The 13,833-nt window shown below is 32.3% G+C and carries 11 protein-coding genes and 1 pseudogene; 3 read left to right on the forward strand and 9 right to left on the reverse strand.

Translation table 11 applies throughout. From position 1 onward, the window contains the following. Positions 1 to 725 precede the first annotated feature (725 nt). From rpiB to RH82_RS10160, 3 genes are all read left to right on the forward strand, one after another. Positions 726 to 1,154 (forward strand): ribose 5-phosphate isomerase B, encoded by a 429-nt coding sequence (gene rpiB / locus RH82_RS10150; protein ID WP_034060456.1) that lies wholly within the window; start codon positions 726 to 728, stop codon positions 1,152 to 1,154. Further along, entirely contained in the window at positions 1,155 to 2,072 is a 918-nt protein-coding gene (locus RH82_RS10155; RefSeq protein WP_034060457.1) for a cation diffusion facilitator family transporter, read from the forward strand. 156 nt (positions 2,073 to 2,228) lie between these two features. Beyond that, on the forward strand, positions 2,229 to 2,684 hold the full coding sequence (locus RH82_RS10160; protein WP_034060459.1) for a GNAT family N-acetyltransferase: 456 nt from the start codon (positions 2,229 to 2,231) through the stop codon (positions 2,682 to 2,684). Here RH82_RS10160 and RH82_RS10165 read toward each other — a convergent pair. The 9 genes and pseudogenes from RH82_RS10165 to RH82_RS10205 form a co-directional block, all read right to left on the reverse strand. Further along, entirely contained in the window at positions 2,681 to 3,538 is an 858-nt protein-coding gene (locus RH82_RS10165) for an OmpA family protein (protein WP_034060461.1), read from the reverse strand. The two genes, RH82_RS10160 and RH82_RS10165, sit on opposite strands and share 4 nt — an antisense overlap. A gap of 14 nt (positions 3,539 to 3,552) precedes the next feature. Continuing rightward, a pseudogene (locus RH82_RS10170) lies at positions 3,553 to 5,198 on the reverse strand (S41 family peptidase). Between the two features lie 4 nt (positions 5,199 to 5,202). After that, complete coding sequence (gene rnpA, locus RH82_RS10175; RefSeq protein ID WP_034060463.1) at positions 5,203 to 5,568, reverse strand: ribonuclease P protein component; 366 nt, start codon at positions 5,566 to 5,568, stop codon at positions 5,203 to 5,205. 135 nt (positions 5,569 to 5,703) lie between these two features. Then, positions 5,704 to 6,207 (reverse strand): hypothetical protein, encoded by a 504-nt coding sequence (locus RH82_RS10180; RefSeq protein WP_034060465.1) that lies wholly within the window; start codon positions 6,205 to 6,207, stop codon positions 5,704 to 5,706. A gap of 103 nt (positions 6,208 to 6,310) precedes the next feature. Further along, positions 6,311 to 8,152: a M1 family metallopeptidase gene (locus RH82_RS10185; protein WP_034060467.1), complete on the reverse strand. Its 1,842-nt coding sequence runs from the start codon at positions 8,150 to 8,152 to the stop codon at positions 6,311 to 6,313. A gap of 67 nt (positions 8,153 to 8,219) precedes the next feature. Further along, a complete protein-coding gene (locus tag RH82_RS10190; protein WP_034060469.1) occupies positions 8,220 to 9,833 on the reverse strand; it encodes a S8 family peptidase in 1,614 nt (537 codons plus the stop codon). A gap of 24 nt (positions 9,834 to 9,857) precedes the next feature. Further along, positions 9,858 to 10,730, reverse strand: coding sequence for an MBL fold metallo-hydrolase (locus RH82_RS10195; RefSeq protein WP_034060471.1), 873 nt, complete (start codon positions 10,728 to 10,730; stop codon positions 9,858 to 9,860). A 51-nt stretch (positions 10,731 to 10,781) separates the two neighbouring features. After that, on the reverse strand, positions 10,782 to 12,968 hold the full coding sequence (locus RH82_RS10200; protein WP_034060472.1) for a SulP family inorganic anion transporter: 2,187 nt from the start codon (positions 12,966 to 12,968) through the stop codon (positions 10,782 to 10,784). After that, on the reverse strand, positions 12,965 to 13,813 hold the full coding sequence (locus tag RH82_RS10205) for a universal stress protein (RefSeq protein ID WP_034060473.1): 849 nt from the start codon (positions 13,811 to 13,813) through the stop codon (positions 12,965 to 12,967). Before RH82_RS10205 ends, RH82_RS10200 begins: the two co-directional genes overlap by 4 nt. Between the last annotated feature and the right edge of the window lie 20 nt (positions 13,814 to 13,833).

The following is a 13,833-nucleotide window of genomic DNA, read 5'->3' on the forward strand; positions in this document are numbered from 1 at the left end:
GTTTTAATGTAATGAATTCCTAAAGTTATTGGAATTTCTGATTTTTAAACCAATTATAATATTAAATAATTGATAATAAATAGCAATTAGAAGAAGATGTGTTGCTATTAAGTTTGTGCAAAGCTACGTTTTTAATATTAAATGGATATTAAGTTGAAGTTAAGTCAAAGTTAAGGTTATCCACATTTATACTATATATTATTATTCTTTCTTTAAAATTTAAAAAAATAATGATGATTATGATAGCTTGTGAATAGCGGTATAACTTTTTTAACTTTTGATTGTGTAGCTTACTTGTCTCTTTCTACTAACAGGTTATAAACATATTAAAGTACTGGTTTTAATACTAATTAAGGTTGCTGTTAACAACTGTTTATAACCTAAGTTAACAACATTTTTTTAATAAGTAATTTAATTTTTTGTGTTTGTATGTGTTCTTTTTTTAATGATAAATTACCAAAAGAAAATAGCTAACTTCTTTGGTGGTTAAGTTTACGTTTTGGTTTGTAAAATTAACTGGATAATCCTAATAAAAGTTTTAAAAAGCTCTTATTAGATATTAACAAGTAGTCACTATTAAAACGTGTAGTTGTTAACAACAGTTTTAAACACTCTTTTTTAAGCTTAATTTACAAACCTATAAACTTTGAATAAGTTCATTAGTATTACTTATTAATAGTTGCAAGCAATTATTAACTTTACCTTTTTAACACACAACTTATATTATGACAATCTCAATAGGAAACGATCACGCGGGAACAGACTACAAATTTGCTATTATTACGCATTTAGAAGCTAAAGGTATTGCAGTAATAAACCATGGAACAGATGCTAACGATAGTGTAGATTATCCAGATTTTGTACATCCTGTTGCAACCGACGTAGAAAGTAAAAAATCAACTTTTGGAATTCTTGTCTGCGGAAGTGCAAATGGTGTAGCTATGACTGCTAATAAACATCAAGGTATTCGTGCTGGTATTTGTTGGACAAAAGAAATTACAGCTTTAACGCGTCAACACAATAATGCAAATATTATTTGTATTCCTGCACGTTATACAGCAGTACAACAAGCTATTGCAATGGTCGATACTTTTTTAGAAACAGCATTCGAAGGCGGAAGACACCAAAACCGCGTCGAAAAAATTCCTTGTTAATTGGGGCACAATCATTCTCATAATCACGCACACGATCATAGCGATTTAAAAGGTAGAAACTTATTAATTTCTATCCTTTTAAACATAGTAATAACCGTTGCGCAAGTAATTGGTGGATTACTCTCTGGAAGTCTTGCTTTATTAAGTGATGCGTTACATAATTTTAGCGATGTTGTATCGCTTATTATTAGTTATATAGCCGAAAAATTATCTAAACGAAAAGCCTCCTTACATAAAACTTTTGGTTATAAACGTGCCGAAATTTTAGCAGCATTTATTAATGCTTCTACTTTAATGATTGTCGCCATTTTATTGATTATTGAGGCTATTAAGCGATTTCAAAATCCTCAAGAGATAGAAAGTAATTTAGTTATTTGGTTGTCTTTTATTGCTATTTTAGGTAATGGTTTTAGTGTTTTACTACTTAAAAAAGATAGCGAATCGAACATGAATATGCGAAGTGCATATTTACATTTGTTAACAGATATGATGGCGAGTGTGGCTGTTTTAATTGGTGGATTATTAATGAAATTCTATTCTGTTTTTTGGGTCGATAGTGTGCTTACTTTTGCTATTGCATTATATCTTATTTGGATGGGTTTCGATTTACTAAAAGAATCTACCAAGGTATTAATGTTGTTTACACCAGACACCATTCCTATAGATGAAATAGTAAAAGAAATAAATGCTTTTGAAGCCATTAAAAACGTACATCATATTCATGTTTGGCAATTAAATGAAGACGAAACTCATTTTGAAGCTCACGTAGATTTTGAAAAAAACATTACGCTAACAGAATTTGATACTATTCTTTCTAAAATTGAAGAATTATTATTTCATAAATTTGAAATTAACCATATTAATATTCAGCCAGAATTTGGAAAGGATGATACTAAAGATGTTATTGTGCAGGACTAAATACTGGAAATGCAGAAATCTCATAAATAGAAAATCATATACATATGTCACTTCGAGTGAAATTATTTTTTAATAATTTTGTATCGAGAAGTATTTTAAAGGCTCATTTTTTAATGAGACTACTCCGTTCCTCACAATAACAGTAAATTATAAATTATGCTAGAAATAAAAACTAAAACCTTCCAAGAACTTACAACCATAGAGTTGTACGACTTACTACAGTTAAGAAGCGCCGTTTTTGTTGTAGAGCAAGATTGTGTGTATCAAGATCTAGATGGTAAAGACCAAAAAGCATTACATGTAATTGGATTTAAAAAGGGTAAAATAGTTGCATACACACGTATATTTAAACCTGGAGATTATTTTGAATTATCAAGTATTGGTAGAGTAGTGGTTGCAGAAAATGAAAGGCAATACAAATACGGTTACGATATTATGGAAGCTTCTATACAAGCGATACAAGAACACTATAATACTTCTGAAATTAAAATTTCTGCACAGTGTTATTTAAAACGCTTTTATAATAATTTACAGTTTTTTGAAGTAGGAGAGGAGTACTTAGAAGATGGAATCCCTCATATTGGAATGCTATATAAAAGTAAAAATCATTAGTTTTCCTTGCCAACATAAGTAATTAAAATTTCTACACGTCTATCAAATTCTGGTGCGCCACCAAGTGGAAATTTTCTTCGAAAACCTAAGTATTTCATTCGTTTTTTAGCCACACCTTTTTTAGCTAAATAATCATAAATATATTTCGCTCTAGCTACAGATAAATTTCGTTTACTTGTTTTTTTATCTACGGCATCCCGACTATTTTGTGTACAACATACATGACCTTGAATGGTGAAATAAATATTTTTATTTTCAACCATAATTTTAGCAAGAGATTCTAGTGTTTTTTTAGAGCCTGAAGTAACATAACTATAACTGGTTTTAAAATAGATTTTATCTAAACGGATTTTATCGCCTTTTTTTATAGTTCCTTTTTTAATATCGTCTGTGGTTTTTTCTTTTGTAGTTTCCTTTACAACCTTATTTTTTTCTTCATTAGCTTTAGTAGGTAATTTTCTAGTAACAACGACTTCAACTTTTCTGTTTAAGCCACGAATTTGCTGTATTTCTTCTTCATTTAAAACCTTTAAAAGAATTTCTCCTTTCCCATTAACATTAGTAATTAAATTAGGGTCAATACCATAACCAGCAAACATATCTTTAATAGTGTTAGCACGATTTTGAGACAGTTCTAAATTGTATTCGTTAGTACCTCTATCGTCTGTAAAACCATAGATAGATACTTTTTCAATAGGAATTGTATCTAAAGTAGAAATAAAAAGTAATAACCTATTTTCTTCGGTTAAAGGCACAAAATACTTGTCTGTATCGAAATAAACATCATGGGCGAATTTATTTTGAGAAAACCCAAGTTGTGTTACAAATAAAAGTATGGTTATTATATATTTCATTTTTAATAAATAGACTAGTTTAAATAGCGTTTGTATTTTGTAGGATTCGCTAATATTTCAGCAGCCGTTTTAATTTCATTATTATTTAGTTTATAATACTCGTATAATCCTTCTCTGTATACGTAACGTTTAATAATCTCATCGCTTAATAAACTCATAAGTTGAGATTTATTATCGTCTACAGCTTTTAATTTTGAATTATTTAAATTCTTAATTAAATTATTATAATCACGTTGAATATCGTCGTCTAAATTCTCTGTTTTAGCAACTTCTAATGCTTTACTCAGGGATTTTTCGGTTGCAGTTTCAAATGAAAAATCTGAAGATTTTAAGAATTTTTTAAAATCTTGAAAATCTGAATCTGTTAGTTTCCAATTGTTAATATCACCAATATTAGTATGGTTATAATAATATTTAGTGGCATAATCGAAAACACTCTGGTTGCTTAAAATAGCTTTTGTTATAGCAGAATTCTTGGAGTTTTCTAAAGCTTCATCTGGAAAAACACCACCACCGTCAAAAACTTGTCTTCCATTTTTGGTTTTAAAAACATTGTAATCTTTTTGTTTTACACGAACTGCGTTTCCTTTGTCATCTTTATTCCAATAATCTAAAGCTTGAATACAGCGACCAGAAGGCGTATAATAACGAGAAATAGTAACTTTTAACTGCGTACCATAGGTTAACTTTTTTGGACGTTGCACTAAGCCTTTTCCAAAGCTTCTAGCACCAACAACAACACCTCTATCTATATCTTGTATTGTTCCAGCAACAATTTCACTTGCCGAAGCACTACTGCCATTTATTAGCACTACTATTGGAATCTCTGTGTCTATTGGATTTTTTTAGTGTAATATGTTCTGTTGTATTTTTTAACTTTAGATTTTGTTGTGACTACTAATTGCCCTTTGGGTACAAATAAGTTTACTACATTAACTGCTTCGTTTAGTAATCCTCCTGGGTTTCCACGAAGGTCTAAAATAATACTTTTAGCACCTTGCGCTTTTAAATCTTTTAGGGCATAACCTGTTTGTTGAGATGCTTTTGCGTTAAACTTCTTTAATACAATGTAGCCTGTTGTAGCATCAATCATGGAGAAATGAGGTACAGCATCAATTTCAATTTCACTACGTTTTACGGTTGTATTTGCTGTTTTTCCTTGTCTTAAGTAGGTTATTTCCGCTGTAGAATTTGCCACGCCTTTTAGTAAGTTACTAGCATCGTCTTCATAGTCTGCAATTCTCTGGTTATCCATTTTTACAATCTCGTCTCCTGCTTTTAATCCCGCTTTGTCTGCTGGATACCCTTTATAAGGTTCAATAATTACTAACTTGTCTTTTAAAACACGAACTTTAGCACCAATACCAGTATAATCTCCCGTTCTTTTAATTCTCGCAGCTTCTACATCTTGTTCGTTATAGAACTTAGTGTAGGGATCGAGGTCGTTTAGCATGTTTTTAATGGCGTTATCCATTAAATCACCGGGATTTGTTTCATCGACATAATTCATATTCAGCTCTTTAAAAAGTGTAGTGAATATTTCAATTTGTTTGGCTATTTCGAAAAAATCGTTGTTATAGCTTTTAAAAGCAGAACCAGTAAGTAATATTGTAAGTGCCAATACAGGAATAAGCACTTTTTGTTTTAGGATGTTTTTCATAGTTCTAAGGTTTAGAAATAGCGTCTGTAAATTTTGTTAATACGGTTTTCATTTTAGTGTTTACAAACTCAAAATCTGGCATGTCTTTACCAATATATAAAATCATTAACGCATAACCGTTAACTTCCTTATTAATTAACATGGTTTTGTTTAATCTATAAGTTTCACGAAGCAAGCGTTTTATGCGAATACGATCTACAGCAAGCTTAAAATTTCGTTTACTTACAGAAACTCCAATTTTTCTAGATTCGTCATGTTTCATATACACTAACCGCAAAGGATATGCCGAAACCGATTGTCCTTCAAGAAATAATTTCTCGATGGTTTTTTGGCTTTTAAGCTTTTCGTGTTTATTGTAGGTAAGTTTCATTGTATAACTGTCGTGCTATGTCTTCCTTTTATGGATGAAGCTAATATACAACATCACTTAGACAAAACATTTTGAAAAATAAAAAACCACAACTTTCGATGTGGTTTTAATAGTTATTAATCACTTTTTATTTATTTAAAACAAATACAACAAACGCTCTTTGTTGTCTGGTAAGCCAATAATATTGTTGATATAATCGTTTTGATATATCAATTTACCTTTTTTAATGTAGCCTTCACCCTTTGGCATACATGCTTTCCAAGAACCAGAAGGTTTACAATTATCTAAGTCGGTAATTTTAAGAATAGTATAATCTCCTACAGTAATAACAGCGTATTTATAATCTTTAGCTTTTATTAACGATGCTTCTATATTGTTTTTATTTATTTTAATAACCCTTTTTACCGAACCAGAAGCGCGTTTCTTAAAATTCTCAATAGGATTTTTAGAGGTGTCTTTCTCTAAGCTTTTAACATCCTTAAGAAAAACAATAGTTGTTATTTTAACTGTAGTTTTTTCTTTTGATTTAGGTATTGTAGTTTGAGTTGTTTTGGTTTCTACTTTTGTTTTTACTGGTTTGGTTTCCTTTTTACAGCTTAAAGCAATTATAAAAATTAATAGTATCGAAATTTTTTTCATCTCTTTGGATTTAATTTTAATTAGTTATAAAAAATATGAAACGATAAAAAGCTACATCATAAAGGTGTAGCTTTTTATCTCATTTTCCAATAAAACAGTTGTTTTACATTTTATTATTTGTCTTATCAATATCTGCCATTATATTTTTAGCATCAATCTCTACACTTTTTATAGCTTTTTTAGCTTCGAAAGAATAGGTTGGGTAAGCCCAAGCCCAGTCTGCAGCAACAGTTGCTGTTGTTGGTTTTTCACCACGCATCATTTGTAATGGAATGTAAATACTTTCTTTAGAACCATCGGTATACGTTACTTCAAGATCAATAGGCATTGGCATTTCGCCAATACGCTCTAAAGTAACGGTATTGCCATTTACACTTTTTACTCCATAATCTATAGTGTTTATTGTCTTGGTCCAGTCTGTTAAATACCATTCTAATTCTAAACCAGATACTTTCTCTGCTACGCGAATAAAATCGTTAGGTGTAGGGTGTTTAAAAGCCCAATCGTTAAAATATTGTTTTATGGTCTTTTTTAAATTGTCTTCTCCAATAACATAACCCAGTTGTGCTAAAAACACTTCACCTTTACTGTAAGCTGCTCTACTATAAGCAAAGTTGGTTTCGTAGCGATCTGCATGCGTAGTCTGTGGTTTTTCTTTACCAGATTTTGCAAGAGAAGCATATCCATAATAACCACCAATAGCTGGATTAGCCGCGTTCCTTTTGTTAATAAAGTTCATAGCGTGATCACTTATGTAACTTGTAAACCCTTCGTCCATCCACTCATTTTTAGCTTCGTTGGTTGCTAATAAGAACTGAAACCAAGTATGTGCTAATTCGTGAGCAGTAACACCCACTAAGCTACCAAATTTGCGTTTACCAGTAATTAAAGTACACATCGCATATTCCATTCCACCATCTCCACCTTGAATAACAGAATATTGATCGTATGGATATTTCCCAATATTTTCACTAAAATACTGCATCATTTCAACTGTTTTAGATTGAAGTTTTTTCCAGTTTTCTAAGTTCTTAGCAGGCATGTTTTTCTTATAATAGAAATTTAGCATTGGTCCATTAGGGACTTGCATGGTATCGTGAATATACTCAGGATCTGCAGCCCAAGTAAAATCATGAACGTTTGGTGCTTTAAAATGAAGCGTTTTCTTATTGCCATTTATTACTGGATTTGGTTGTAGATAACCCGTACCACCAACAACATAATTTTTATCTATTGTTAGTTTTAAATCAAAATCTCCCCAAACACCATGAAACTCTCTAGCAATGTATGGATAGGCGTGCCAACCTTCAAAATCATATTCCGATAATTTTGGATACCATTGTGTCATTGATAATGCAACACCTTCTGCATTATTTCTACCAGAACGACGAATTTGTAAAGGAACTTGAGCGTCGAAAACCATATCGAAAGTGACACTTTCTCCTGGTTGGATCGCTTTGTTTAAAGTAACTTCTAAAATAGTTCCAGCTGTTAAGTGCTTTACACTACTTCCGTTTTGTTTAAGAGAAGTTACGTTTATATACCCTATTTCGTTAGGCTTTAGTATACTAATTCTACTTACTTTCTCACCATCTACATTGCTCATCATTCTACCATCGGGATCTTCTATAGACTGTAATCTAGCATCCATTTCGCTTCCTGGCTGAAAAGCATTAAAAAACAAGTGATAAAAGACTTTATTTAATACATCTGGCGAATTGTTGGTGTAGACCAGTTTCTGCTTTCCTTGATATTGGTAGTTATTAACATCCATATCAATCTCCATTTTATAATCCACATGTTGCTGCCAATAGGTAGATTTTGCTGAAGACGAGCTAGAAGCTGTAATCGTTTGGGTCGTTGTAGTTGTAGATACACTTTTAGATGAGCCGCAACCCATTAAAAATAATGAAGCCGAAAGGCTAAAAAGAAGAACTTTTTTCATTTTAATTTATTTTAAATAAAAAAGCCTCAGTAATTCGTAAATACCGAGGCTTTTTTGAGTTTTATAATTACTTAGATAATTGTGATGCCATAATTAGTGCATTGTATACATTAACCATTTTTCCAGATTTTGTTAAATCTCCAAACGATCTAATGTCTTCAGCTTTACCACCAACAACAACTTTAGTATTGATCGCTAAACCAGAATCCATAATAATTTGCTTAACCTGAGCCGCTGTTAATTTTGGGTATTGAGACCAAACTAAAGCAGCAACACCAGCAACAGCAGGAGCAGCCATAGATGTTCCGCCTTTAGTATCGTATTCGTTTTCTGGAGTAGTAGAATAGATATCGCTTCCTGGAGCAAAAACATCTACATTATTTTTTCCGTAGTTAGAAAAACTAGAAACCATATTTGTTCCATATTTAGGAGCTAATGAACCAACACGAATGTAAGTATTACCAACTTCAACATAATTTACGTTATCATCTGGAAAATTAGGCTCTGTATCTACATCTTCACTAGAGTTTCCTGCAGCGTGAACAAAAATCACACCTTTATCACTTGCATATTTAATAGCATCTCTAACCCAGTCAGCATGTGGTGAGAAACTTTTACCAAAACTACCATTAATTACTTTTGCACCATTATCTACTGCATATCTAATTGCTTTCGCAACATCTTTATCATACTCATCGCCATTAGGTACAGCTCGAATTGCCATAATCTCTACGTTATTAGCGACTCCATTTGCTCCTATACCATTGTTGCGCTCTGCTGCAATAATTCCTGTAACGTGAGTACCATGACTTTCGGATTTTTTTACAGGCATAACGTTTCCGTTTCCGTAACCTGGTTTGTCGTTAAAATCGTTTGGATTATCTCCTGTTTTTCTACCGCTAAAATCTTTATTTAAGTTAAAAGCCACTTGGTCTCCATAGTAGTCAACACCAGGTTGTACTTGTTTTAATACAGCAGGTAGCGAAGGTGCTCCTCTTGAAAACATACTAGTTGCAGTCTCTGCAGCTGCTTCTAAAGTAGCATCTTCAGTTTGAATAGCCGCTACTTCCTTTGCGGTATAATCTTCTTTTTTAAAGTGAGCGGTTAATGCTTTATGAGCGCTTTCAACAGAGTTTACAATGCCTTCATATTGCTGCTTTCCTGCAAGCGCTGCATTATAATCTGCGTCGTACTTAGCTTTAGCTTCTGCAAAACGTGCTGCATTTGTGTCTCCACTAGCTACCAAACGAATATATTCTAATTGCTCATCGTAACCATCGCCTAGAAAATTCCAACCATGGATATCATCGATATAACCGTTTTTATCGTCGTCTTTTCCGTTGCCTGCAATTTCTTTTTTGTTGGTCCAAAGCACACCATCTAAATCTTCATGCGTAATATCTATTCCAGAATCGATAACAGCAACAATAATTTTTTGTCCTTTTTCACCTTTTATGATTTCACTATAGGCCTTATCAACACTCATTCCTGGAATAGTATCTTTTGCAAGGTCTAAATGTCCCCAGTTTTGAGCTTCAGCTTCAGTAAGCGTAGCTTCTTTTAGGGGTGATGTATCGATGTTTTCAACAGGTATTGTTAAAATTGGTGCACCACCACCGCAGCTAGATAATAGGGCTGCAGAAAATACTGAAAACAAAAGTGTTTTATTAATTAATTTCATGTTATAAATTGTTTAGTTGTTATATTATATATTAAAAATATCGTTGCTTGTAAAAGTGTCTTTTAAACGGACTCCTTTTTCGGTATTTTGCACAGTAATTAACTCATTATGTGCATCGTGTTCCAAAAATAAGTAATAATTATTATTTGCGGCTAGGTTGAGGAAGGTTTCTTTTTCGTCTATAGTTAATAAAGGCCTCGTGTCATAACCCATTACGAACGGAATTGGTAAATGACCAACAGTTGGTAATAAATCTGCCATAAAACAGATGGTTTTTCCTTTGTAATTAATCATTGGGATCATTTGCTTTTCGGTATGTCCATTAGCAAAAAATATATCAAAACCTAGGGCTGAGTTTTTTAAAATATTTTCAGAATGACCTTGTGGAAGTTTCGTAAACTTTAAATGTCCACTGTCTTCTATTGGTATAATATTCTCTTTCAAAAATGAAGCAACCTCTCTACGATTAGGCTTTGTTGCCCATTGCCAATGTTTCTTGTTACTCCAAAAATGAGCATTTTTAAAAGCAGGCTCTAAAAGAGTTCTGTCTTTGTTGTATTGAATAGAGCCTCCACAGTGATCAAAGTGTAAATGCGTCATAAAAACATCTGTAATATCATCGCGATGAAAACCATATTTAGCAAGAGACTTGTCTATGGTATCGTCTCCCCAAAGGTGATAGTAACCAAAGAATTTATCGCTTTGCTTGTTTCCCATTCCTGTGTCTATTAAAATTAAACGATTTCCGTCTTCAATTAATAAACAACGCGCAGCAATGTCAATCATGTTTTTACTATCAGCAGGATTGGTTCTCGACCATAGCGATTTTGGAACCACACCAAACATGGCACCTCCATCAAGCTTAAAATTACCTGCGTTTATAGGATATAAATTCATTGTTGCAAATTATGAAAAACTAAGTAATTGTTACTAGACCTTATGCTTTTATTAAGAAACTACTTGTTGTAAGCGTTTACCAAAATCGTAAAGTGCTTTTATTTCTTTAATACTAGCTAGTCTTTCGCGACCAAAAACAAGTAAATTGTGTCCATTAGATTCTACATGGTAGTAAGGATTACTCTCGAAGAAATGGGTGGTTTCGTCTGTAAAGAATTCTTGAATCGCCTCTGTATCTTCACCAAGTAAATAGAACCTGTTAGAGAAATCTGTATGGTTTTCTATCGGAATATCTTTAAAACCAGCAAAAGCATAAACTTTTTCTAAAAAGCCTTCGCGATCTAAAGTGAATTCAGGAATATTTTTATCAAGTTTTATATGAAGCATGGTAGAACGAATCACTTCTTTAGCAATAAACTCGCCTTCAGAAAATTCAATATCAAAAGTGTTTATAGCTTCATTCTCGCTAGATAATTGATTATAAATATAATTTATTTTTTTTGTTCTAAAGAAGTGAAAACCATCTAAAAAGTGTGTTTCTCTTTCTTTTTTGGATGCGTAGTTTAATTGGTAGTCTTTTGCTAATTCTTCTATTGTTGTTTGACGGCGCGTTAAGCTTTTTTTAATAACATTAGGCACAGGTAGCAAGCGACGTAAAGCAAAGGGATGTTTAGAATCTGTATCATGCAAATCGAGACCTAATACTTCAAAATGACCGTCTCTTTTGGTAAATAACTCTTGATAGTTGTTAAGATTTTCCATAACGGTATGGTCTACAAATTTACACAGTGAGAAATCAACAATTACATCTTCGGTTTCTGGGACAGCATCTAATTTTGCTTTCAGTTTATAGAAATTTAAAAAGCTACAAAAGTGCTTTACACTTACATAGTAATTCCCTTCCTCTTGAAACATTAAAACATTAGGTTTTAAGAGGTTTCGACCAAAAAGCCCAAAACTTTTATTGATTACGATATGGATAATAAAAGTGATAAAAACTCCAGATGCAATCCCGGAAATTAAACCTACTTTTAGTGTTACAAATAAAGTAATGAAGAATATAATAAGTTGCTCTCTCCCAATTCTAAAAATTTTTCTAATATTTTCTGGTGAAGCTAATTTATAACCGGTATACACTAAAATAGCCATTAAAGCGGGTAATGGAATACGTTGTAATTGAGAACTAAAAAGAACAATAAAAATAACTAAAAATAGTGCGTGAAAAAAATTAGAAGACCTGTTACTTGCACCATTATTGACATTTACAGAACTTCTTGCAATAACTGTTACTACATTTAACCCACCTAAAAACCCACTGCCAACTGTTGCCAAGCCAAGTGCTTTTAAGTCTCGGTTTACATTGCTTCTTCTTTTTTCGGGATCTAGTTTGTCTACTGCTTTTATGCTTAATAAGGATTCTATACTTGCAATTAAGGTTAGTGCTAGAACGCTTGTCCAAAAAGGTAAAGTTCCTATCTTACTAAAATTTACTGTTGGTAGTTGATCTATAATCTCAGAAAATTCAGGTATTCCAGAAATCATATAATCTATAGCAATTGGGTTATTTTCGTGTGCAACTAGCTCAAAATAGTAACTAAAAGTTATCGATAAAATAACAATCCACATTGGAGCAGGAATAAGCTGTAAATATTTGTTTCTTATTTTCGAATAAAATATCATGATTATAAAGCTTAATACACCGGCAATAGCAGCATAAATTAGTCCTTTATTATCATAGTGAAGAGCATCGTTTAAGGTATAAGGAATTTCCAATAGGTAATCTATTGTGTCTTCTCGTTTTATGCGATGCGCAAGCATAATATGAAATTGTTTTCCAAGAATTATTAGGCCAATAGCAGCTAACATACCTTGTATTGCAGAAGATGGAAAGAAATCTGCCAATTTACCTAATCTTAAAAAACCAAGTATTAATAGTAAAACACCAGAGCAAATAATAGCTGCATAAGCGCTTTCTAAACCTAAAGTCGTAATTGCAACTAAAAGCACACCAACAAGACCATTTCCTGGCCCAGCAATAGTAACGTTACTTCCTCCTAAAATTGAGACGAGCACACCACCAACAATAGCAGCTATTACACCTGAAATTGGAGGAGCTTCACTTGCCATCGCTAGTCCTAAACCAAGCGGTAAAGCAATAAGGCTTACTACAAAACCAGAAAAAATATTTTTTGGTAATGTTTTAAAAAACGATTTTATAATATTCTTTTTTGGTCTCATTGAATAATTAAAACATCGGTTGGTAATTCGGTTAAAATATGTTCTATATCATGCGGGAAAAGGCGATCCCAAAAGGTCATTTTTGTAGGTGCGTTCATAATTAGTAAATCGGCTCTTGCAATTTGGGCATAATGACCAATAGAGTAGCCTTGTGTTCCAAAAATAGGTTGCGATTTTACTACAATATTTTTAGTAAATTCTTCAGGAATATCGTCTATTACATGATTTATTCTTGAACGTTCTCGATTTGCTAGACGTTCTTTTAGAATTGTAGCTTTTCTAAGTGTTTTATCATCATCAACTTTAACAGCAATTTCGTTTTGCTTAATTTCTTCAACAATGGTTAGTTTTTCTGCTTTTAATTTTGATCCAACATAAAAAGCCGTCGCAATGGTCTGTTCTGTTTTTGGGTCTATTAAACCATTAACAACAATGTGTTGGCATGGCAAGCGCTCGATAGATGGGTTTATAAGTAGCAATAAAGAACACTTTGCTTTTCTGGTAATTTGGCGCGCAATAGAACCTACGTAATAAGTAAAAAGCTTTTCTTTTTTTGCCGCACCAATAATTAGTAAGTCTATATTTTTTTCTTCTGAAGCGTTTAAAATGACATCAACAGGATTTCCAGATTTAAAAACAACTTCATAATCTAAATGCTCTTTTTTAAAATTATTTAGAATGGTTTTTAAGGTTTTTAGTTTGTCTTCAGACGCTTCTCCAACATGAATAATAGCTAACTTACTTTGAAAAAGCAAGGCTAAACGCGCGGCTTCAAAAAGGTTTGCTTTAAGATTAGGAGAAAAGGCTATACCTATTCCAATGGTTTTAAATGGTTTTTTAGTCACGTATAAATAATTTCAAAAAA

This window comes from Lacinutrix jangbogonensis, assembly GCF_000797445.1.
Classification (GTDB): Bacteria; Bacteroidota; Bacteroidia; order Flavobacteriales; family Flavobacteriaceae; genus Lacinutrix; species Lacinutrix jangbogonensis.